Raw genomic sequence first — 22,935 nt, 5'->3', positions numbered from 1 at the left:
ATCTAGTTGTTTGATATTAGGAATATAGGACTATCATATGTTAATGGAAGTTTAATATCCATATGTTCATTATTTATATGAACCTAAAACCAATACTAACATGACTAATGAGTTAACTCATTACATACGAAGCAATCGAGCGGCTCAGTACGCTATCAAATTAATTTTAGATCAATACAGTCGTTAGAATTTTGAATATAACAAATAGGGTGGTAAATAATATATTGATTAATACAAAGGTCGCAGTGTTTTTAGTGTTCAAATACCTCCTTTGTGACTATAATATCAGCACGCAGAGCAAGGTATGAGTATACTCTCACCAAATTTTTTATTTACTACGTTTTAAACCCAATAAAACATAGTAAACAGTCGTAATTTAACTTTGGCAATTGTCGCTATATATGCATTTATACACCTCGGAGAAAAAATGAGTAATTTAAGCTTGAAAAACAAATTGCTGTTACTAGCTATTTTACCGCTAATGCTACTTTTAATCAGCTTAATGCTGAGCTCTTATTATTTAGAGAATAAAAATCAGCAACAAAATTTTGAATCATTTCAAACTAAGCTGATAAGTGACAAGCAAACGTTATTAAGTACCGAAATTGAAATTGCTAGCAAAATTGTTCGCTATCAATTAGCAAATGGCTCTGAGCAAGATGCTAAAAACGCTTTAAGAGACTTAACATTTGGCCAAGGTGGTTACTTTTTTATATACGACACCAATGGCATTAGTGTTTTTCATGCATTACTAGGTGATGCTATTGAAGGACAAAATAAAATAGGGATGACTGACCCTAACGGTAAAAAAATAATAGTGGGCTTATTAGATCAAGCTAGAAAAGGCGGCGGCGCTTTTAACTATCATTTTCAAAAACCAAATACCACAGGCTTAGTTGAAAAGATGGGCTATGCAGCAATGATACCAGGCACAAACTGGATGATTGGTACTGGCGCATATATGGATGATATAGATGCAGAGCTACTTAAATACCAAACAACAATGCAAGAGCACATGAATGATAAGGTAATGACCTTATTATTAATTGCTTTGTTTTGGGTTGTTTTAACAATTATATGTGCGTTAGTTGCCGCAAACACAATGGTAAAACCAATACAGCGCATGGCGCAAAGCCTTGACGATATTGCAAAAGGTGAGGGCGATTTAACTAAGCGTCTAGACATTGATACTAACGATGAAATAGGTCAACTTGGCGAAGCATTTAATATGTTTGTAAGTAAGCTACATGGCATTATTGCTAATGTGGTTGATGTAACACACGATGTAAAAACAGCTTCTGGTGACATAAATACACAAACACGATTAATTGAAGACAAGTTACTTAATCACAATCATGAAACAGACCTTGTTGCGACGGCTATTACTGAAATGTCGGCTACTTCTCATGAGGTGGCTCAAAATACAAACCAAGTGGCAGAGTCAACTCAAGCGGCAACGCAAGAAGTTGCTAAAGCGCAAGAGTGTGTTGATATTTCACTCAGTGAGGTTTCAAACTTAATGAGCGAAATTAACCTAGCTGCTGAACAGGTTGATTCTCTCAGTGATCAATCTAAAAAGATTAATAGCGTACTAAGTGTAATTGGTGGAATTGCTGAGCAAACAAACTTACTTGCACTCAACGCTGCAATAGAAGCTGCGCGAGCAGGTGAGCAAGGCAGAGGGTTTGCAGTTGTTGCTGATGAAGTAAGAAGCCTAGCAAGTCGTACTCAAGTTAGCACATTAGAGATTAGTGAAATGTTGAGTGAGCTACATAACTTAGTATCAGATGCAGTTGCAGCAATGCAAGCAAGCCAAAGTAGTTGTAATCGCTCTGTTGAATCCTCTCGTGCTATTTCAGAAAGTTTAGGCGCGGTAACAAGCTCAGTTAGATCAATTAACGACATGAGTACGCAAATCGCGACAGCAGCGCTGGAGCAAAGTAGCGTTACAGAAGAAATAAACCGTAATGTGTTTGCCATTCAAGAAATAGTTAATGAGCTAACTATTTCAAGTAAAACGACCTCTTCGGTCGGTCAGCATTTGGCTGCGCGTGGTGAAAGCTTAGGACACTTAGTTGGTCAGTTTAAAATTTAACAAAGCTTGAAGCTCTACACTAAAAGCCGCTAATAGCGGCTTTATTTTTGTGGGCGATTTTTTGTAAAAATTATTGAATTTTTTGTATGCGTTAAGGTCTATCAGCATGCAAATATACCTATACAGTGAAATAACCATGCAAAACATGCCATCAATTAAACGTTGTACTCGAGAAGAGTTAGTGCCAGAGCAAGATTTGGGGCGTTTAGTCTCTTTTTTACGTTCGAGATTAGCCATTCATGTTGATGCCAAGTTACTCCCTATGGACCTAACTTCAGCGCAATATATTGTGGTTGTACTACTTGCGAGAGAGTCGGTTAATACGCTTGCAGGACTCTGCGAGTATATGGTTTATGACCGTGGCGCTATGAGCCGCTTGCTAAACCGACTTGAAGAAAAAGGGCTCATTATTAAAACGCAATGTGAGCTTGATAAGCGCTCAACTATTTTGTGTTTAAGTGAAAAAGGTAAAGCTCTTTGTCCTGAAATTATGCCTGTAGTTAACGAAGTCTATGCGCAAGCATTAAATGGTTTTTCAGAGCCAGAAAAAAACCAAATAATCGACTTACTATTCAAAGCTATAAATAATCTTGATTTACTGCCAGACTCGCCTCAAAAGTAGATTATCAATAAAATAGCGATACTGTTTCAATAGAAAGTTAGCGTGCTAATTAGTTGATCTGATTGTGCGCAGAATCTAACTTTGATAATATAGTTGCCTAGGCAATTAAGGTTATCATCTTGTTAGGTTTGTTATGATTGAAAATAATTTGTTAGTACAATTACAGCAGCAATATCCAGAACATACTTTTACGCAACAACACTTAAGTGTTGTCCATAAGGGACGTTTTGCTAACGCGATTGTGTATCGATATAAAGATAATGAATTTGATTTAATTGTTAAAGATTTTAGCCAAAGCCCCTGGTTTATCCGCAAAACATTTGCACGAATGTCGGTAAATCAAGAGTATAAAGGGTTGAGCCGTTTAGCTGAGCTTGATGCAGTTGCTAACCGCTTTTGTAGATTGTCGCCGATAGCGGTTGCTTATAACTATATCGAAGGCACGCCACTGCGCGCTTTAATTCATGAAGACAAAACACTACCTGTTAACTTTTTTAGTGAGCTTGAGCGTCAAGTAGCAAAAATGCATCGCAAAGGCATCGTGCATTTAGACTTGCGTAATATGGGTAACATTTTATGCGGCGCAGACGGTAAACCTTATTTTATAGATTTTCAGTCTACTATTAGCTTTTCTCGTTTTCCACGTTGGTTGCAACGCTTTATGCGAGGATCCGACATGTCAGGCGTATATAAAGCATGGAATAAATTGGGTGAGCAGCCTCTGCCACAAAAAAAGCAAGACTATTTAGAGCGCTTTAATCACGTGCGTAAACGCTGGATTTTTAAAGGTTACCCAATACAGCGAGGCTATGCGTGGGGCGCTGCACTTATTACTCAATTTGTAGATTCTGACTTAGTACGAAATATTACTGATAGACTTTAATTTAAAGCATAAACCGTAATTTAAAAACACCTAATTCATTGTGTGATTTTGCCCATATTAGCCTAGCTAATATGGGATTTTTTTTTATTATAAGTAATCCCTTTAGTTTGCTTACTTGTTGTTTAATCCCTCAAAAATAATTCCTTTTACTGTTTTTTTAATTTTTTAAAATAAATATTAGTACTGCATTTAGTTTGCCCATACAATGCGCAAAAATAGCTTGCGCATGCTTAATAAGTTCACGTTTTTTCTGCAATTTTTTATTGTTCAAGTAGACTATAAATAATGTGCGCTTTTAAATTTTAAGGTTTTAAGATGATTGAGTATCCGGTAGACCAACTTCCACAGCTCATAAATGATTTATTGCAATGCGATACAACAGAACGCAAAAATAAATTATTAGCAGATGCGCAGTTAACGCTTTCAACAGAGCACCTGTCATTACTTTTTGAGGCGATACCAAAAGAACAACGACTTGAAATTTGGCAGTTGCTTGATGAAGACACGCAACACGAAATTTTTGTTAATTTAAGTGAAGATAGTTGTTTGTGGTTGCTACAAACGCTAGAAGACACTGAGGCTTTTAAACTTCTTGATGAAGTTAATGTAGAAGAGCTACTGGAACTTGAAGAAGTTATACCAGAGCGATTTGTTGAGTATGCAAAAAAGCAACTCGATGAAGCGCAAACCAAACAATATGATTTAGCGCAGCAATACCCGCCAGAGCAATTAGGTCACTGGTTAGGTTTTGACTTTTTAAAAGTATCGGAGAAGCTAACAGCCGGTGGTGCTAAAAAATTGCTACATAAAGGTTTACCGCAATACAGTGAAGTTATTTATTTAGTAAGCCGCAAGGGTAGTTTAATAGGTGAGGTTGCGGTAAATGATTTAATAAAAGCCAGCGATACCGATAATTTAATGACATTGGCAAATCATGACTTTTCATCGCTCCATGCTGATGATGATTTATATGAAGCGGCAGAAGTGGTGATCCACAGTGAAAAAATGGCACTGCCAGTGGTTAATGCTGATAACAAATTACTTGGGCGATTAACCATTGCCTCTGCTTATGAATTACGACAAGAAATTGCTGATGAAGCAGCCGCTAAAGCCGGTGGTTTACGTGAAGACGAAGACCTGTTCGCAAGTGTGCGAAAAAGTGCTAAAAACCGTGGTATATGGTTAGGCATTAATTTAGCAACTGCCTTTTTAGCGTCGTGGTTTATCGGTTTATTTGGCGCAACGATAGAACAAGTTGTAGCATTAGCTGTATTAATGCCAGTGGTCGCTTCTATGGGGGGAATTGCAGGTAGTCAAACATTAACCGTTATTGTGCGAGGTTTAGCGCTTGGACAGGTTACAGATTCAAACCGTAATGCGTTGCTTAAAAAAGAGCTGCGTGTTGGCGCTGTAAATGGCTTGGTATGGGCGTTTGTAATCGGCCTACTTACCTTTTTATGGTTTAACGACTTAATGCTTAGTATTACGATTACGGTAGCCATATTATTGAATTTAGTGGCCGCGTCACTAGCAGGTGTTGTTATTCCGTCTATTTTAGACAAAATGAAAATTGATCCTGCGTTATCTGGTTCGGTAATTTTAACTACCGTTACCGATATTGTTGGGTTTGTTACCTTTTTAGGTTTAGGCAGTTTATTGCTTTTATAAGCCTTATACCAATTCGCTTAATTAAGTGAATTGGTATTACTAACAGGAAAATACAATGACCTTTGAAGTCATGATTTGGTGTGCAATTGCTTTGTGTATTTCACAATCGGCAATATTTTCGGGCTTAAACTTAGCGTTTTTTTCACTAAGCAGGCTTCAGCTTGAAATGGAAAGTGCAAAAGGGAACGAGGCGGCCATAAAAGTCATGGCCCTTCGAAACGACTCTAACTTTTTATTGTCGACTATTTTGTGGGGCAACGTAGGTATTAACGTACTACTTACACTACTTTCTGATTCGGTATTAATGGGCGCAAGTTCGTTTTTATTCTCAACTATCGCAATTACTATCATTGGTGAAATAACACCGCAGGCTTATTTTTCGCGTAATGCGTTAAAAATGGCAAGCCTACTTTCGCCGTTAATTAAGTTTTATCAGATTCTGTTTTATATAGTTGCTAAGCCAACGGCTTTAATACTCGATGCATGGTTAGGTAAAGAGGGGATTACGTACTTTGCTGAAAGCGAGCTCAGGGGTATTATTCGCAAACACATAGAGGCTGAAGAAGCTGATGTTCAACACGTTGAGGGAATAGGCGCGCTTAACTTTTTTAGCTTAGATGAAATAAGCGTAACCAAAGAGGGTGAGGTAATTGATCCAGACTCTATTATTGCTTTGCCTACTAAGCTTGATTTGCCTATTTTCCCAGACCTTACATTAACAACTGATAATGAGTTTTTACGCAAACTACATAAGTCAGGTTATAACTGGGTGATCATTACCAATGAAGACGGTTGGCCTTTATTAGTGGTAGATGCTGACGGTTTTTTAAGATCAGCGTTATTTGAGCCAGATACGTTTGACCCTTATCATTATTGTCACAGGCCTATAATTGTTGCTGATGAAGCGATGCGTTTGAGTGAAGTGATTTTAAAAATACGAGCTAATCATTCTTTAGATAAATCGTTTGATGGGGCCATTGATCACGATGTGGTATTAGTGTGGAGCGATGTAAAACGCATTATTACCGGCGCTGATATATTTGGTCGGTTGCTCAAAGGTATGAGTGCACCAAAACTCGAACTGCATGAAAATACAGAGAATAAAAAGCCGCAATAAAGCTGTCTCTTATACACAAATCCCTGCTAAGAAATTAGCGGGGATTTTTTTGAACTAAATCTCAATGTCATGATCAGATCTTCAAATCTTGTTTGAGGGCACATTATGATTAACGAACATACTCATTGGGCAAAACAACAATTCGGTAAATCGGACTTAGGTGATCCAAGAAGAACAGCGCGTCTGGTAAAGTTAGCATCAACGCTTGCAAATGAACCAGGAAAACCACTTGTGAACATCACTCAATCCCCCGCCGATATGGAAGGTGCCTACCGCTTTATTCGCAACGAGAATATTGACGCAACGGCTATAGCAGAGTCAGGCTTTAAAGCCACGGTTGAACAAGCAAAAAGTCATAACTTATTGCTCGCATTAGAAGACACGACCACACTAATTTATAAGCATTCCTCCATTCGAGATGATTTGGGTCATGTCGGACGAGGAGCAAAACAACGAGGCTTGTTAGCTCATAGCGTATTACTGTTTGCGCCAGACACAAAGCAAGTTGTGGGATTAATTGAACAGTCTCGCTGGAGTCGTGATATCAACACGATTGGAAAAAGAGAAAAACACGCGACGACTTCTTACGAAGAAAAAGAAAGTTACAAGTGGGAGTCAGCGTCACGAGCGATGGCAGAGCGGCTGCAAGGACAAATGGCGAACGTGATATCGGTGTGTGACCGCGAAGCGGACATCTACGAATACTTGCAGTATAAACTGACCGAGCAGCAACGATTCGTCGTACGCTCGATGCAAAGTCGTCATATTGAAGAAGGTGAGGATAAGCTCTATGCGTTTGCAAGCGAGCTGATGAGTGCAGGCACCAAACACATCCACATTGCACAAAAAGGAGGAAGAAAAGCCCGAAGCGCAACACTGGATATCACCTATGCGCCAGTGACACTCAAAGCGCCTTACAATAAGAAAGGACACTCCCTCCCAGTTTACTATGTCGGCTGTACAGAGCGAGGAAACGCTAAGAATGGCTTAAGCTGGCACCTATTAACCAGTGAACCAGTCACCAGCAAAGAAGACGCCTTAGCTATCATCACCTACTATGAGCACCGTTGGCTTGTAGAGGAATACCATAAAGTCTGGAAAAGTGATGGTACGGATATCGAAAGTTTACGCCTTCAAAGCCAAGATAACATGGAAAGATTGGTGACGATTAATGGCTTTATTGCGACGCGAATATTGCAACTAAAGTTCACCAATGAGCAGCCTGATTCTCCAAGTTGTGAACAACTGTTATCTCCCAAAGCATGGAAGTTATTGTGGTTAAAGAGAATAAAAACACCATTGCCTGAAACTGCTCCAAATATGTCATGGGCGTATCAGGAACTGGCAAAGTTAGGAGGCTGGAAAGATACCAAGCGCACAGGGCGTGCATCTGTGAAAGTGTTATGGAAAGGATGGCTTAAGTTACAAGCCATCCTGGAAGGCTACGATTTAGCAAAATCTCTTGAGTCAGACTTGTGATCAAGAGACAGCTTTACAGTGCCTTATTTTATTTTTTAGTGAAAAAGCATTAGCTTAATTATTCATCATCTTCAACAAGCGTCATTAGCGAGGTATTACCGCCTGATGCTGTTGTATCAATACTAATTGTTTTTTCAGTAATTAAGCGCTTGATTAATGTATCGTAATACTCAGAGCTAATTACCGGTAAAATTGCGCCTTTACGCTGTGCAAGCTGTTGGCTGAAGTAGCCTAAACGAGACGAGCGAGCGGCAACTACCGCACCAGCTAAATGAGGGTGAGCTAAGATAGCTTGTAACTGATTAGGTTTAGCTACTTGGAAAACACCTTCAGCAACACCTGTAGAGATAAATTTATCTTTAAAGGCAACAGCTTCATCGTAAAACAGCTCAGACGCTACAGTAATTACCGTATTACCTGCGGCAATAGCGGTAATGATAGACAATGCCCAGAAGTTAAATGATGTGCTCTTATCTGCATAACACACTACACAACCACGCGCTTCTAGATGAAGTGTATTAGACTCACCCGTTGGCCCTGGCAGGGTAGTAAATTTACGCATGTGCTTTTCAAGGCGGTTAAGCTGTGCACGAGCTTCTGATAATGTTAATGCTAAATCGTCTGCTAAATCGTCGATAATTTCTACCGTCGCGATTTTAGCAAGCAACTGACGCACAGCCGAAACACGGTCGTTTAGTGGTGTTGCACGCCAGATTTTTTCATCGCGCATTGAGTTAGCCATTAGCTTTTTAACTTGCTCATTTGCACCGCTGTAGTGGTGTAAATCAAGCTCATCTGGCGTCAGGTTTGTCATTTGCACGTTATCTGGTGATGCCTTTTCTTTTACTAAACGTTGAAGGTAGTTAGGGCCACCGGCTTTAGGGCCAGTACCTGATAAACCACGGCCACCAAATGGTTGCACACCAACAATAGCACCAATCATGTTTCGGTTAATGTAAACATTACCTGCACGTGACATTTTAGCAAGGTACTCACAGCGCTCTTCAATACGTGAATGTACACCCATTGTTAAGCCATAACCTGTGTTGTTAATTTGATCCATCACATCATCAAGTTCGCTCGATTTAAAGCGAACAATATGAACACATGGGCCAAATACTTCACGCTTAAGTACTGATAAATCTTTGATTTCGTATAAACGAGGTGCAAAAAAGTATGCGCCATTTTGAGTGTTATCCGGGATTTTACACTCGTAATGAAGTATAGAATTACCTTTTAAGTACTCAACGTGCTCGTTTAAGTTTTTAAGTGCTTTTTCATCAATTACCGGACCAACATCAGTTGATAGTAACGATGGATCACCAATGTGTAGCTCAGCTAGCGCACCTTTAAGCATTTCAATAATGCCATCTGCTACGTCATCTTGAATGAATAAAACACGAAGAGCAGAACAACGTTGCCCAGCACTTTGAAAACCAGAACTGATCACATCGTCAACTACTTGCTCAGGAAGCGCCGTTGAGTCAACAATCATACAGTTTTGGCCACCTGTTTCTGCAATTAACGGTACTTGAATATCGTTACGTGCAGCAAGTGTTTGAGAAATTAATGTGCCTGTTTCAGTAGAACCTGTAAACATAACCGCTTGAATACGTTCATCAGGAACAATTGTTTTGCCTACTTCAGAACCACGAGCAATAACCGGTTGAACAACATGCTCAGGTAAACCAACAGACAGCATTAGTTCAATAGCACGAAGGGCGATTAAACTTGTTTGCTCAGCAGGCTTTGCAATTACAGTGTTACCTGTAACAATCGCAGCAGCAACTTGGCCTAAGAATATTGCAAGCGGGAAGTTCCACGGGCTGATACATAAAATAACGCCACGGGCTTCAAAACGCTCATCTTGCGATAACTCCTCAGCGCGCGCCGCGTAGTAACGGCAAAAATCAACCGCTTCACGTACTTCATCAATACCATCTTGCGCTACTTTACCTGCTTCTTTAATACAGATAGCAACAAGTTCGTCGTGATGACGCTCTAATATGTCAGCAACGCGACGCAGTAAGTTAGCTCGCTCTCTTACTGGTGTTTGTGACCATGATTCAAGTGCTGCTTCAGCGTTAGCCAGTAATACTTTCATCTCTTCGTCAGTTTGCAATTTAACGTGGCCGATGATTTCTTTGTGATTTGCTGGGTTTTTAACTGCAAGTGAGCCTTCAGGTACTTGGCTTTGCTCAATTAAGTGCTCGTTAAACCATGTTTCAAGATTCTCTTTGAAAGGGGTAATAACGTTAATGTCGGTTAAATCCATGCCTTTAGAGTTAGCACGTTCTTCACCGTATAAATCAATTGGCATTTTGATTTGCGTATTGTACTTGTTACGCAAGCCTTGCAATGTTTCTACAGGGTCTGGAAGTAATGATTCAACAGGTTTTGTTGTATCTACAATGGCGTTCACAAATGATGAGTTAGCACCATTTTCTAACAAACGACGAACAAGGTACGCAAGGAGGTCTTCGTGTTGACCAACTGGGGCATACACGCGGCACTGAATTTTTTCTTCGTTAACGATTTGGTCGAATAATGACTCACCCATACCGTGTAAACGTTGAAATTCGAAACCAGTGTTGTCGCCTTTGGCTACTTCTAAAATAGTCGCGGCAGTGTAAGCGTTATGTGTAGCAAATTGCGGATAAAGCACATCGCGCGCTTCAAGCATTTTAATAGCACACGCTTTGTAAGAAACGTCTGTTGTTGCTTTACGGGTAAATACTGGGTAGTGATCTAAACCATCTTGCTGTGTGGTTTTGATTTCAGTATCCCAGTATGCGCCTTTTACTAGACGTACCATCATCTTGCGACCAACGCGGGTTGCAAGGTCAGTTAGCCATTCAATTACAAAAATAGCGCGTTTTTGATAGGCTTGAACCGCTAAGCCAAATCCTTGCCAATCACCAAGATCTTCATCACTGAATACCGCTTCAATTACATCTAATGAAATATCTAAACGGTCTGCTTCTTCTGCATCAACGGTAAAGCCGATATCGTATTTTTTAGCGGCAAGAGCAAGTTCTTTTAACTTAGGGACTATTTCTTCCATCACACGGTCTTTATGAGTGAACTCATAGCGTGGATGAATAGCAGAAAGCTTAACTGAAATGCCCGGGCTCTTAATTGGACCACGACCATTGGCCGCTTTACCAATTGAGTGTATAGCATTCATGTAGCTGTCAAAGTAACGCTTCGCATCTTTCATTGTGCGCGCGCCTTCGCCTAGCATATCGTAAGAATATACGTAACCTTTTTGCTCTGTTTCGGCAGCACGTTCAATTGCCTCGTCAATGGTACGACCCATTACGAATTGCTTGCCCATAATTTTCATAGCAAAGTTTACAGACTTACGAATAACTGGCTCACCTAAACGACCAATGGTCTTTTTAAGCATGCCGAACTGTTGTTCTTTAGTTTTGTCTGTGTAGTTAACCATTTTACCGGTAACTAATAATCCCCAAGAAGATGCGTTTACAAATAAAGAATCGCTGCTTCCTAAATGAGAGCTCCAATCACCTTTGGCTAACTTGTCACGAATAAGTACATCTTGAGTTGCTTTATCTGGTACGCGAAGCAGTGCTTCGGCCAAACACATTAATACAACGCCTTCTTCACTAGAGAGTGAAAATTCATTTAAAAGCGCATCAACACCGCCTTGCCCATCTTGCTCTTTACGAATGTTCAAAACAATCTGGCGGGCTCTTTCCCAGGCACGACTTCGTGCTTTTACGCCTACTTCTGCAAGCGGTAAAATATGATCAATAACTGCATTTTCATCTATGCGGTAAAAGTCACGGATTCTTTGTCTGATAGGACAAGTAGTAGTTAAATCGCCGTTGAATAACATAAGCAACCCTCAGGATGTTAAGAATTAAAGTAAAATTAATTACCAATAAATTACCAGTGATATTGTGAGTGCATTCTAATTAAAATTCAGCAGAATATGCTGGTTAAATTTCGCGATTTACGATAATTTACAGGGTATAAATTTAACTTATCCGCATAAAATTCTGTTATGACAATTCCAAATAGATTACGCATGCTAGATCGTATTGATTTAGCCATACTAGACGTTCTTCAAAAGAACGGCAGAATTTCTAATGTTAACCTCGCAAAACAGGTTAATTTGAGTGCCAGCCCGTGCCTAGATCGGGTTAAACGATTAGAGCAAGAAGGGTATATTGAAGGCTATTATGCCAAGCTTAGCGAAGCTAAACTTAATCAGAGCTTAGTAGCGCATGTTCAAGTATCGCTTGTTGCTTCAAATACAGCTGTATTTAAAGTATTTAGAGAGCACATATTAAGGATAGAACAAGTAGTCGAATGTGACATGGTTGCTGGTGGTTATGATTACTTATTAAAAATTCGCGTTTCTAATATGGAAGAATATAGACAAGTTCTTGGCGACTTAGTAGATATTCCCGGCGTGGGTACTCATCATACTTATATGGTGATCGAAAAGATTAAAAAGGACGAAGGATTGCTAATCGATATTTAAGCTTTTCTCAAGTAACCTAGATTCAAATTGTAAGTGCATAACTTGTTTTGGCTAGATTAAGTGGTCAGTTGCTCATAAGCTAACTACTTTTTCTCCGGCAAGAGATTTTACAATGAGACATTACAAACAACTGACCTATGCGCAAAGATGCCAGATCGCCGTTCTAAAGAAAAGTGGTTTTACGCAACAAAGTATTGCTGAGCTAACTAATTTATCGCAATCTACGATTTCAAGAGAGCTTTCTAGAAATACAGGTAAGCGAGGTTACAGACACAAACAAGCTCATGAGCGGGCTTTGTTTCGCCGAAGAAGTGTAAGAAAACCGCTTAAGATGACACCTGAAATGATAGCTTTAATTACCCAGAAGCTTAATGAGAAGTGGAGTCCTGAACAAATAACGGGATGGTTACGCAAAGAAAGTAAACAGTCTGTCAGCCATGAATGCATTTATCTGTATATCTGGGAAGATAAAAAAGCAGGTGGTGATTTATACCTACATCTGCGCCGACACGGTAAGAAATATCACAAGCGCAGTCATGGTAAAACAAACCGAGGGCAAATAAAAAATCGCGTTAGCATTGAAGAGCGCCCACAAATAGTTGATGAGAAAGGCCGTATCGGAGATTGGGAAATAGATACCGTCATAGGCAAAGGTCATCGAGGCGCCCTTGTTACCATTGTAGAGCGGGTTACCCAATTCACTGTATCAACTCAGGTGGCAGGAAAAACAGCACAAGCCGTCACTGCGGCGACGATAGAACTATTAAGGCCATATAGGTCAGCGCTTCATACCATCACGGCTGACAATGGAAAAGAGTTCGCTTATCACGAGCAAATCACAGAGGCTTTAAGTGTACCTGTTTATTTTGCTCACCCTTATCACTCATGGGAGCGCGGATTGAATGAAAACACGAATGGATTACTACGTCAGTATTGGCCGAAGAGCACAGATTTTAAGGCGGTAACACCAGCGCAAGTTATACCAGTACTTGAGCAACTTAATAATCGTCCGAGGAAGACACTTGGATTTGAAACGCCTGCAAAATTGATGCAGGATCACTTGGCGGCTAAAGCCGCCTAAACGTTATGCACTTCAGGTTTGAATCCGCGTAATAAAAAAACCGCAATTGCGGTTTTTTTATTTTAGTAGATAAATGCTATACCAAATAGTTAGTACATCACCTTATACATAATTTATTACGACCTTCCGACTTCGCTCTGTATAAGGCAGTATCCGCCGCGCATATTAATGCCTCAGATGTTCTGTATTGATTGTTGTATTCACACGCTAAACCCTGACTTACACTTATTTTTACATTCGCTGGTAAACCGAGATCTCTAAAATTAATGTTGAGTATTTTTTCTTGAATACGTTTAGCAATCATTTGTGCATTTGAAATGTGCGAACGAGGCAGCACAACAGCAAACTCCTCACCACCATAGCGTGCTACTAAACTGTCTTTAGATGGTAAGCACTCTTCAATTGTACGAGCGACTTTTTGAAGGCACTTATCACCTTTTACATGGCCAAAGTTATCGTTAAATAATTTAAAGTAATCAATATCAATAAGTATAAAGCTAAGAGGCTGCTTGTTAACTATGCACTCTTGCCAATTTTTTATGATGGTTTTTTCTAAAGTACAACGATTAGCAATACCAGTGAGGTGATCAAGTCTGGCTACGTTTTCCAGTACTTTATACTTTTTAACGTGCTTTGAAATATCATGCATTATACAAATAAAAAGTGGGGTACTTGAGACTACCGATTCGGGTAAACATGATACAGATAACTCAACATCTAAACAGTTACCATTGTTTTTTCTTATTTTAACTTCTTTCGGACCATGATTGAGTGGTGTTTGATAGTTTTTTTTCCAACTTTCAAACATGTATTTATAGTCATCGCGATACTGTTCTTGTAAACAATCTTGCCATTTTTTACCTATTAATGAATCAGACGTTACATTGAAAAAACGTGCTGCTACGGGATTTACTGATTCAAACACCCCATCTGCATTAACAATAAAAATAGCATCGGCCATGACATTAGTGACATTAATAATTGCGCTTATTTTTTCATTGTTAACGGTATTAGAAATGCTGCTGATTAATGCAGATACAGCGCTGTCGGTGTTGTTTGCTTTGCTATTTTCATTATTGTTAGACATGGTGTTGCTCATTTTTATTGTTAATGAAACTTTATGTCTAGCAGTTTATTCAATTTATCGTTTTTAAACCTTTCGGTAACCTTCTGATTTAAGTTGTTGTTATTTAAGTTTATTTAAAGGTCGTTTTTAAATAAATTACACCGCAATTAATATGCCTGTGCAATTTAAAAATAAGCATTACTAATTAGAGTTCTTTTTCATTCTTAACTTGAGGATCAGCGCTTTCATATTTATTGCCATTACACTCAACGTTAAAGATTAAGCATACAGAGCCATTATTTTCATCTGTGTCGGTAATGATAATTGTGTGGCCGTTGTCACTTACTTTATAGCTGAAGTCTTGGGCGCATGGTTTTTGTGTGTCGTTATCGGTGATAGTAGCGCCAGTAAATACGAAACCATTTTGAATTGTGGCGTCGTCTAAATTGTAGTTGCCAGCGGTTTCAGTTCTTACAACACCACCGCCAGTAGCGGATTCGCCATTTTTTGTATAGCTAAAAATAGCTTCACCGTTGTTAAGTTTAATATTGACTTGAAAGTCGACATTTTCTAGGGTGTTATTCATATCATTTCCTTTATGAGTAATTATAGTTGGAAGTTCGTAATGCCTAATTTAACTAGGCTTGTTTTTATATCTGATATTTCGTCTTCCCTGTTTAAACAGGTATAAGCTTGTACTAGTGGGTATGTTATTTTTACGCTCTGACTTATTTTTGCAGCTTCAGAAATTGCTTTGATAGCACTTAAGCAAAATTGCTCTCGCTGTTTATTAGTTGTAGCTAAGTTTGCTTTGATTAAGTTTATTCGCGTATGTACTAAGTAATCACCAGTTCTAGTTAGGTTGGCTAATTGATGTGTGTAGTTTTCATTATTCTCAAGCTCAGTTAACAACTCCTGCGCTTTGAGTGGTAATTGTCTATTTATAAAATATTGAATCAGTGTAATTTGTGTATTAATAGTGCTGTTATTTTTAAAATTTTGAGATTTTAAAAAATTAATTATTTTTTCAATTGTTGAGTCAGTAGCTTCATCAGTAGATAGCATTAGTGAATGTGCTAAAGAACGATAATACATAAGCTGAAATTTATTGTTTTTTGGATCTTGTACTAAAGCTTCATTGATAACTTGATTAGCCAAGCTGGCTTTTTTATGAGCCATCCGTTTATCACTCAAATAGCTCAGTAAATAACTTTGTTGCATATATAGGTTTGCTGACGTGTAAAAAAGGCTTGCATCACTAGGGTAGTCAGCAATCAATTTTGTGATTACGCCAACTGCACCTTCCAATATATTAACTGCTTCATTAAAGTTACTTAGCTTCTCTTCTGTTTTTGCAAGCCAACTAATCGTATCGGATTTATCTCGAAGTAAATCTTTGTTATTAGGTTTCAGTTTAAGCGCTTTATTTTTAAGTAAAAGTGACTCTGCAAAGTTCTTTTTTGCAGCGCTGTAGTTGGATTTTTCTATGTATAAAGAATCTAAAGAATTAGATGAATACGATAATTCCATAATGGAGTTAAAATCATTAGCTGCCAGCGCATACATTTTTTTACTGTAAGCGTGGTATTTTTTAAACATTTGCTCAGTAGCTTGATGATCATTTTGATCATAAGCTAATTGACCTAGCCAAAAGGCATTGGCGCCTGCAAGCGTTAGTAGCTCTAAGTTGTTAGGCTGTATTTTTAATAATGCCTCAAGGCGGGTGCGGGCGTTTTCAAAGGCGGTAAAGGCTTCATCGGTTTTACCGCGCGAATAAGCTACTTCCCCCATTGCTTCGAGGGTTTGTGCGTACTGAAAACGGTTGTTAAATTGTGCTTTATTATCGCTAAAGCTAAAAAGTGAACTTGAATCGTCAGTTTGATCAGTAAAATACTCAAGTGCTTTATTACTAATACCATCAAGTAAGTCCATACGTTCAACGCTACGTAATTTATCGGCAAAGTCGCCGATCATAAACCCCAGTAAGCTTTCGGCCTCAAGCTGTTTTTTTTGCGCATGTTGTTGGGCTTTAAAACTAGTGAAGCTCATTAATAACGCGGTAAATGTAAGTAAGCACAATAAAGTAACGGTCACTCGTTTTGCTCTTATTTTTGTTTTTGTTTTTTTTACAGAGCTTTTGATAAGAGCATGCTCGTTATCATCTAATTTAAACAGTTTGTCGTTAAGTAATAGCTGCGCTTCTTGTAGCGGTTTACCTGGCGCTAGGAGGTAAGCACTACTTTTACCTTCATCTACCCAATTTTGTGCTTGATGTTGTAAACGACTTTTTATTGCTAAGGCATCTTTATGGTCATTAATCCATTGTTTTGCGCGCGGCCATTGACGCAATAATGCCTCGTGAGCAAGGCTAAAACAGGCTTCTTGGTTTTGTAAATGCGATACAAATAAACGGCTATCGACCATGGCTTGCACAAGCTCTTTTTGGCTTGTGTTTGTTAATGTTTGCCAGCGGGCAGCGCGGCTCGTAATGGTTTTGCCATCTGGGTTTAAAGTGATCAGTTGTGATAATACGCTTTTTAGTTGCTGCTGTTGCTCATTACTAAGGTCAATAAATATATCTTCTGCTTTTTTGCCTATGGCGCCCTCAATACCCCCGAGTTTTTTGTAAACACTGTGCAGTAGCTCGTTATTATCACTGCGCTGTAAGTACAGCTCTTGCAATGTGTATTGCAGCATGGGCAATGCATCGGGGTTATTGGCGGTATCGGCGCACAATATTTCATCCAGTGGTGTTTGAGTTTGTGGGTCATTGGAGAACGTTAAATTAGCGGTTAACGCTGGCAGGCGAATAATTTGTTGGAGTTCTTGGCGGTTTGGCGGTGTTAAATCGTAGTGCGCGCCATGAGCTTTGCCTGCCATTAAACTTGGTTGTTCAACCACTAAAGGGTAAAAGTCGTTACGACACGCACTAAATACAATCACAGCTTTAGAGATTGCTAAGCGTTCAATAACCGATAAAAAATGGCTGCGTGTTTCGCTACTAAATATAGGAGAAGAAAGCAGTACTTCTAAGCGGTCAATAAATAAAAATAACTGGGGTGTTTTAAGTTGTGTAGAGGCTTTACTAAGTGCAGCTTGTATGGCGTTAATTACGCCATCTATTGCCAATTCTAGTTGCTCTGCAAGTGTTTGCGCGCTTAATCCTTCAAACACAGGCTGGGCGTTTATATCCCAATCAAGTAATGCAGAAGCTAAGTCTAGAAAAAGTCTATTTTTATGCACATCTGCAAAGTCGATCTGGGTGTAGGAAATAACCCCGATGCTATTATAGCCTCGCTCATCTAGCAGTTTTGGTAAAATTCCAGCATTAACAAGCGAGGATTTACCTGTACCACTAGGGCCAAGTATTAAGCAAAAAGCACGACCGTAATTTACCTGGCTAGATATCCTTTCCAGCAGGGTAGCTATAGATTGGGTACGGCCAAAAAAAACGTGGGTATCATTTGGGTTATATGCACGCAGGCCTAAGAAAGGGGATCCACCCTGCCATGTACTTTTAGTGCTTGGGATAGGATCTGCTAACGGAAAAGATAATTTTGCAATAATGCGGTAGCCACGTTTACGGATAGTTTCAATATAATGTGGTTCATTGGCTTTATCACCGAGCGCTTTTCTTAGCTGAGTGATAGTTTTATGTAATGGATTATCGCCAATATCAGTATTTTTCCAGCATTTATTGAGCAATTCATCGCTGCTTACAATGTCGCCATTTTGTTGACACAAATGCAATAAAACTTCCATCGCTTTGGGCTCTAACTGTTTGGCTTTACCAGTGAGTTGAATTGAGTTAGTTTAAGGTGTTACTTGCCAATCGCCTAGGTAGAAGGGGTTGCGCATCATCATTACTCATTATTGTTTTTTTATTATTAAAAATTAAGTGCGTATTGATATTTATTAACACTATTTATATGGCAAATAAATCTATAACACAACTATTTGAGTTTATTCTGAGCAGAGGGGGGTAGTAAAGGATGAGCTTGCAGATATGCAAGCTCAAAATAAAAATAAATTAGCTTTCTAGGTCTGCTTTGTTAATTGTAATGACGCGTTGAGGGAATGGAATTTCAATATCAGCGTTATTAATTGCTTTATAAACACCACCGTTAATAGCCAGTTTGGTTTCGATAATTTTAGTAGTAGGCACCCAATATCGGTAGCTTATTGTAACACCGCTATCGGCGAAGCGTTCAATACCCACTTGTGATAACGGATTTTGTGCGACTAATTCATGTGCTTTAAGTACGTCTTCAATGAGGCTAATCGCGTTATCAGAGCATGCACTATAAGCTATATCTATTTCACCTTTGACCAATGAGTAACTAAATGAGTTATGAAGTATTTCACCCACTATGTGCTTATTTGGAATGGTGATTTCTACTTTTTCTTCATTGATTAAAATAGTGTAGCCAAGCTCAATTGTTTTAACTTGGCCGCTTACATTTTTAACTTCAATAGTATCACCAACAACAAAAGGTCGCGTGGCTATAATTGCAAGGCCTGCACCATAATTAGAAAGCATTCCTTGTAGTGCTAAACCTGCACCTAAAGACGCAGCACCAATGGCTGCTACAAATGGCGTAACGCTGATACCTATTTTGCCAAGTGCAATAATTATAACCATTACAATGAGCAGTACTTTTACCACGCTACTGACAAAGTTTGTGAGCGTAATATCAACGTTATGACGGGTCATTAACGCGGCTACAAATTTGGCAAGCTTTTGTGCTATCCACAAACCAATGAGGACGATAAAAATAGCGCCAATAATTTGCATACTGTAGGTAACCATATACTCAGTAAGCATGGTGTAATATTTTTCAAACTGTTCGATTTCAGAACTGATCATAAAGCGCTCTATGTTAGGGCTATGTTGTATTTTTCCAACTATAGCAAAATGTTGACTAAAAATGGATATAACAGCGGCACTATAATCGCTGTTAATAAAGCACTTAGTGCCATTGCAACTGATGAGTAAGCGCCTACTTTTGGATGCTCAGCAATAGCAGCAGCGGTCCCAATTGCATGGCAAGCTGTGCCCATGGCAACGCCTTGAGATTCGTGATTAAAAATATTAATGAGTTTAAAAAGCATAAAACCAAATAAAGCGCCTAGTAAACCAATAAAAATAACTAAAGCCGCAGCAAGTGAGCTAATCCCTCCTAACGAGTCGGTAACAATTAAAGATATTGGGGTCGTCACACTGAGTGCGGCAACAGATGCACTTAGCTGTGCAGGTGCGTTAAATAATATGCTTAGCAAAAATGCCACAACGGTTGCGTTAACAATGCCTAAGCTACATGTTGCGACTATGAGTAATAGATTTTTTCGTACGTGTGTAAACTGCTGATATAAAGGAAGCGCTAGAGCCACAATTGCGGGCTCTAATAACCAGCTTAGTAATTTGCTGTGCGTGGCAAATTGCGTATAAGGCAAGTTTAGATTAACGAGTAATAAAGCAATAATACTAATACTTAAAAATACGGGGTTGGTGAGCGATTTAAATACGCTGTTTTTTATACTTTGGTTTACGGCCCTTAGTGCTAAAAATAATACAATAATAAAAGGAATACTTAGCCACCATAAATTAGGCTGTAGCTCTGAAATAGCGGAAAAAGTAAAATTAGTCATTATTTTCTCTTCCCTTAAAGTACGCAATTACACTGCTAACAAGTAATAAAGTAGTTATAGGGACAAGCACCACAACTGATGCTAAAAATGCCCAGTGCGATTTTATAAGGCTGAGATGCTCAATAAATCCCACACCCGCTGGAATGAAAAAGATAGGCATAATATTTAAAATAGGGGAGGCGCATGGTTTTATATGTTGCTCTTTTACAATACCCGATAAGAGTAAAACTAATAAAATAACCATAGCGAGTAACGGTGCAGGAAAGCTTCCACCAATAAAGTGCATAATGAGTTTAGCGCAGGCTAAACATAGTAAAATAATAGCGCTACTGAGCAGATATTTCATCAAAGTGGCTCACAGAAAAGATAAGAGCTTAACTTTAACAAATCAAACTCTTTTATGCATTGTGCAATAGTCTACCATTGCTTTGTATTTGCGTAGGTTATATCCGCTTTTCCTTTTGCTTTAGCAATTGCTTTTTTAGTGTTTGGGTTTAGCAGTAAGCGAATTTGGCTGAAGGTTTCTTTAGCGAGTATTTTTCGTTGGTTTGGTTTATAGCTAAGTTGTGTAACACGTTTAATAGCAGCAAGCGTATCGGGTGAGCGCTCAAGTAATGTACTGAGCATGTTTTGAGTGGCTTGTTGAGTATCATCGGTAAGCTGAGTAACTAAACCTAGCTCATTTGCTTGTTGTGCTGAGATTGGTTTTGCGTGGCTTGCAAGCCAAAGGGCTTGGTCACGCTTAACTAAACCGCTCATCATTACATTGGCGCCCATATCGGGGCACAACCCCCAACGCGCTTCCATAATGGCAAGCTTGGCATCAACATGGACAATCCTGTAATCGGCACCCAGCGCTATTTGTAATCCACCCCCTAAGCAGTTGCCATCAATTTGTGCAATAACGGGCACGCTGAGTGATTGCCAGCCTAATACTACTTTTTGCGCTAAATTTTGATTGCCAGGTAACCATTTAAGCAATAATTTTATAATATTCAATGGTGCCGCCATTACGGCTGATATATCAAGCCCTGCACAAAAATGCTCGCCATCGCCTTTTATTACTACAGCACGAATACTGCGATCTCTTTTTATGTTTTTAATGGCTTTGTTTAGCTCTACAAACATTTCAAAGCTTAATGCGTTTTGTTTTTTTGCTCTGCTAAGCGTGACGGTTGCAATGCCATTTTGTTTTTCTAGTTTTATCATTACACACTCCTCTGACCTGTTAGTTGAGCTTATGTTGTTATAAGAATTAAGTAAAGTGACGGTATTTTTTAAATAAATGGAATTTATTGCTAAAGCTGTAGTCTTAAAGGGTTAGATTTAGATGAGAAAAAGCTAAACAATTAGAACTTGAGATAATAAAATTTTTTACGTTGTTATTTTAAGCTTAAATTAAAAAAGTAATCTTGATATTCAATGGGTTAGTTAAATTGTTATTTATTGTTTGAGCTGTATGCTGAATAAAGCATGACTCAGTTACAAAAAAGTCAGTGTTTTACGTTTATTTTTATCAAAATGATGATGAGATTTGATAATATAGCGCAACTTAAAAGCTTAAGGTTAAGCACATATGTCGGGTCCACGTTTATATACGGTAGAAGAAGCTACTCACCAAGCTTATGATATTTTTTTAGAGCTAGCGCCAAATAACTTGAGTGATAAAGATGTTGAAGACTTTAATGAGTTTAGAGAAGACCTAGGCTTTATTGAAGAAGACGAGCCAGACGATCAGTGGCAAGATTTTGTTGCCCTTGAGATAGAGCCAGAGCACTTTATTCAGGTGCTAGTTGGTTTAGAATTTGAAAATGATGATGTTTTGTTTGCTAAAATTTTGATTAGTCGTGATAAAGATGCTCCGTTTTGTCATATTTTATGGAAAGAGAGTGAATAAGCAATACCGCTTATTTTTATAATTGTGTGCAGAGAGAGTGATGTGCGTAAGTATTTATTTTTAATTTTTTTAATAATTAGCTGCCCAAGTTGGGCTGTTGATCCATTTGAAGATTTTCATGAATATGGCAAGCTCTCTGATGAAGAAATTCATGAGTTACACAAAGGTGATATGCTTTACGGTGATACTGAATTTGGTTTTATTCTAAGTAAAGGTAACACCAATTCGACCAGTTTTAAGCTCAAAGGTAATTTATACCAAGATTTTGAAAAGTGGCGTAACCAATTCAAAATAGACTCTCTTTATAAGCGTGATGAGAACGATGAAAGCGGTGGCACTGATGTTACAGCTAATCGTATTTTTGTATCAGCGCAAGGTAACTATAAAGTAGGTGTTAAAAACTCCTCATTTTTTATCTACGGTGATTACGAAGAAGATGAGTTTAGTGGACTTGATTTTAAAAGCACGGTGGCGACAGGCTATGGTGCGCGTGTATATCAAGGCTCTAAAAACAAAGTAGATATTGATATAGGACCTGGTTTATACCGTTCAGTCGCCGATGAGGATTCGGATGTGAGCGAAGATGAAATTGATAAAACCGGTTATTTAGTACGTGTTGCAATGCAGTGGGAACGTTTAGTTTCTAAGCGTACTCGTTTTAATCAAGATGTGAGTATAGAGCAGTCGCTTTCAGGTCTTAATTCTCGCTTAAAATCGGAAACCGCACTGATAAGCCAAGTGATTGGCGCGGTATCACTCAAATTTACCTACATGTATCGTTATAATTCAAAACCCGAAGATAATAAACTCAAGTTTGACTCAGAGCTGAGTGCTACATTGGTATACAGCTTTTAAGTATTTATTT

18 protein-coding genes are annotated in these 22,935 nt (G+C 38.7%); 10 read left to right on the top strand and 8 right to left on the bottom strand.

The window, feature by feature from the left end:
- Positions 1-427 precede the first annotated feature (427 nt).
- The 6 genes from RB214_RS12595 to RB214_RS12570 all read left to right on the top strand — a co-directional run bounded on the left by RB214_RS12595 (position 428) and on the right by RB214_RS12570 (position 7,864).
- Positions 428-2,095, top strand: coding sequence for a methyl-accepting chemotaxis protein (locus RB214_RS12595; RefSeq protein ID WP_309167271.1), 1,668 nt, complete (start codon positions 428-430; stop codon positions 2,093-2,095).
- A 106-nt stretch (positions 2,096-2,201) separates the two neighbouring features.
- Entirely contained in the window at positions 2,202-2,717 is a 516-nt protein-coding gene (locus tag RB214_RS12590) for a MarR family transcriptional regulator (protein ID WP_309167269.1), read from the top strand.
- 133 nt (positions 2,718-2,850) lie between these two features.
- Positions 2,851-3,600, top strand: coding sequence for an RIO1 family regulatory kinase/ATPase (locus tag RB214_RS12585; RefSeq protein WP_024604985.1), 750 nt, complete (start codon positions 2,851-2,853; stop codon positions 3,598-3,600).
- 315 nt (positions 3,601-3,915) lie between these two features.
- Positions 3,916-5,268, top strand: a complete 1,353-nt coding sequence (locus RB214_RS12580; RefSeq protein WP_007584828.1) for a magnesium transporter — start codon at positions 3,916-3,918, stop codon at positions 5,266-5,268.
- A 55-nt stretch (positions 5,269-5,323) separates the two neighbouring features.
- On the top strand, positions 5,324-6,385 hold the full coding sequence (locus RB214_RS12575; protein WP_309167264.1) for a CNNM domain-containing protein: 1,062 nt from the start codon (positions 5,324-5,326) through the stop codon (positions 6,383-6,385).
- Between the two features lie 105 nt (positions 6,386-6,490).
- Positions 6,491-7,864: an IS4 family transposase gene (locus tag RB214_RS12570; protein ID WP_024598303.1), complete on the top strand. Its 1,374-nt coding sequence runs from the start codon at positions 6,491-6,493 to the stop codon at positions 7,862-7,864.
- Between the two features lie 58 nt (positions 7,865-7,922).
- Here the strand turns inward: RB214_RS12570 and putA are convergent, their stop codons facing one another.
- Positions 7,923-11,726 carry a bifunctional proline dehydrogenase/L-glutamate gamma-semialdehyde dehydrogenase PutA gene (gene putA / locus RB214_RS12565; protein WP_309167263.1) on the bottom strand — a complete coding sequence of 1,268 codons (3,804 nt, stop codon included), beginning with the start codon at positions 11,724-11,726 and terminating at the stop codon, positions 7,923-7,925.
- Positions 11,727-11,894: 168 nt separating this feature from the next.
- Here putA and RB214_RS12560 point away from each other — a divergent pair, with 168 nt between their 5' ends.
- Positions 11,895-12,377, top strand: coding sequence for a winged helix-turn-helix transcriptional regulator (locus RB214_RS12560; protein WP_024596882.1), 483 nt, complete (start codon positions 11,895-11,897; stop codon positions 12,375-12,377).
- A gap of 112 nt (positions 12,378-12,489) precedes the next feature.
- The gene (locus RB214_RS12555) at positions 12,490-13,458 is read left to right on the top strand and encodes an IS30 family transposase (protein WP_309167260.1); all 969 of its coding nucleotides are present in this window, start codon (positions 12,490-12,492) and stop codon (positions 13,456-13,458) included.
- Between the two features lie 97 nt (positions 13,459-13,555).
- Here the strand turns inward: RB214_RS12555 and RB214_RS12550 are convergent, their stop codons facing one another.
- From RB214_RS12550 to RB214_RS12520, 7 genes are all read right to left on the bottom strand, one after another.
- Positions 13,556-14,545: a sensor domain-containing diguanylate cyclase gene (locus tag RB214_RS12550; protein WP_197099278.1), complete on the bottom strand. Its 990-nt coding sequence runs from the start codon at positions 14,543-14,545 to the stop codon at positions 13,556-13,558.
- 184 nt (positions 14,546-14,729) lie between these two features.
- On the bottom strand, positions 14,730-15,110 hold the full coding sequence (locus RB214_RS12545) for a DP-EP family protein (RefSeq protein WP_197099279.1): 381 nt from the start codon (positions 15,108-15,110) through the stop codon (positions 14,730-14,732).
- Between the two features lie 20 nt (positions 15,111-15,130).
- Complete coding sequence (locus tag RB214_RS12540; RefSeq protein ID WP_309169009.1) at positions 15,131-18,328, bottom strand: winged helix-turn-helix domain-containing protein; 3,198 nt, start codon at positions 18,326-18,328, stop codon at positions 15,131-15,133.
- A gap of 226 nt (positions 18,329-18,554) precedes the next feature.
- Positions 18,555-19,391 (bottom strand): mechanosensitive ion channel family protein, encoded by an 837-nt coding sequence (locus tag RB214_RS12535; protein ID WP_309167255.1) that lies wholly within the window; start codon positions 19,389-19,391, stop codon positions 18,555-18,557.
- 38 nt (positions 19,392-19,429) lie between these two features.
- Entirely contained in the window at positions 19,430-20,173 is a 744-nt protein-coding gene (locus RB214_RS12530) for an LrgB family protein (protein ID WP_169059746.1), read from the bottom strand.
- Positions 20,166-20,519, bottom strand: a complete 354-nt coding sequence (locus RB214_RS12525) for a CidA/LrgA family protein (protein ID WP_309167251.1) — start codon at positions 20,517-20,519, stop codon at positions 20,166-20,168. Before RB214_RS12525 ends, RB214_RS12530 begins: the two co-directional genes overlap by 8 nt.
- Positions 20,520-20,590: 71 nt before the next feature.
- Complete coding sequence (locus RB214_RS12520; RefSeq protein ID WP_309167250.1) at positions 20,591-21,382, bottom strand: crotonase/enoyl-CoA hydratase family protein; 792 nt, start codon at positions 21,380-21,382, stop codon at positions 20,591-20,593.
- Positions 21,383-21,749: 367 nt separating this feature from the next.
- Here RB214_RS12520 and RB214_RS12515 point away from each other — a divergent pair, with 367 nt between their 5' ends.
- Both RB214_RS12515 and RB214_RS12510 read left to right on the top strand, forming a co-directional pair.
- A complete protein-coding gene (locus RB214_RS12515) occupies positions 21,750-22,070 on the top strand; it encodes an HI1450 family dsDNA-mimic protein (protein ID WP_002958729.1) in 321 nt (106 codons plus the stop codon).
- Positions 22,071-22,112: 42 nt separating this feature from the next.
- Positions 22,113-22,925 carry a DUF481 domain-containing protein gene (locus RB214_RS12510; RefSeq protein ID WP_309167247.1) on the top strand — a complete coding sequence of 271 codons (813 nt, stop codon included), beginning with the start codon at positions 22,113-22,115 and terminating at the stop codon, positions 22,923-22,925.
- Positions 22,926-22,935 lie beyond the last annotated feature (10 nt).

The organism is Pseudoalteromonas sp. HL-AS1 (genome assembly GCF_031198785.1).
Classification (GTDB): Bacteria; Pseudomonadota; Gammaproteobacteria; order Enterobacterales; family Alteromonadaceae; genus Pseudoalteromonas; species Pseudoalteromonas distincta.
Note: the sequence above shows the minus strand (reverse complement) of the source record. Positions and strands in the feature narration are given on the sequence as shown.

Bases quoted from the DNA above. Each gene is read 5' to 3' on its own strand.
- RB214_RS12595 (WP_309167271.1), top strand. From the start codon at position 428: ATGAGTAATTTAAGCTTGAAAAACAAATTGCTGTTACTAGCTATTTTA.
- RB214_RS12590 (WP_309167269.1), top strand. From the start codon at position 2,202: ATGCAAATATACCTATACAGTGAAATAACCATGCAAAACATGCCATCA.
- RB214_RS12585 (WP_024604985.1), top strand. From the start codon at position 2,851: ATGATTGAAAATAATTTGTTAGTACAATTACAGCAGCAATATCCAGAA.
- RB214_RS12580 (WP_007584828.1), top strand. From the start codon at position 3,916: ATGATTGAGTATCCGGTAGACCAACTTCCACAGCTCATAAATGATTTA.
- RB214_RS12575 (WP_309167264.1), top strand. From the start codon at position 5,324: ATGACCTTTGAAGTCATGATTTGGTGTGCAATTGCTTTGTGTATTTCA.
- RB214_RS12570 (WP_024598303.1), top strand. From the start codon at position 6,491: ATGATTAACGAACATACTCATTGGGCAAAACAACAATTCGGTAAATCG.
- putA (WP_309167263.1), bottom strand. From the start codon at position 11,726: ATGTTATTCAACGGCGATTTAACTACTACTTGTCCTATCAGACAAAGA.
- RB214_RS12560 (WP_024596882.1), top strand. From the start codon at position 11,895: ATGACAATTCCAAATAGATTACGCATGCTAGATCGTATTGATTTAGCC.
- RB214_RS12555 (WP_309167260.1), top strand. From the start codon at position 12,490: ATGAGACATTACAAACAACTGACCTATGCGCAAAGATGCCAGATCGCC.
- RB214_RS12550 (WP_197099278.1), bottom strand. From the start codon at position 14,545: ATGTCTAACAATAATGAAAATAGCAAAGCAAACAACACCGACAGCGCT.
- RB214_RS12545 (WP_197099279.1), bottom strand. From the start codon at position 15,110: ATGAATAACACCCTAGAAAATGTCGACTTTCAAGTCAATATTAAACTT.
- RB214_RS12535 (WP_309167255.1), bottom strand. From the start codon at position 19,391: ATGATCAGTTCTGAAATCGAACAGTTTGAAAAATATTACACCATGCTT.
- RB214_RS12530 (WP_169059746.1), bottom strand. From the start codon at position 20,173: ATGACTAATTTTACTTTTTCCGCTATTTCAGAGCTACAGCCTAATTTA.
- RB214_RS12525 (WP_309167251.1), bottom strand. From the start codon at position 20,519: ATGAAATATCTGCTCAGTAGCGCTATTATTTTACTATGTTTAGCCTGC.
- RB214_RS12520 (WP_309167250.1), bottom strand. From the start codon at position 21,382: ATGATAAAACTAGAAAAACAAAATGGCATTGCAACCGTCACGCTTAGC.
- RB214_RS12515 (WP_002958729.1), top strand. From the start codon at position 21,750: ATGTCGGGTCCACGTTTATATACGGTAGAAGAAGCTACTCACCAAGCT.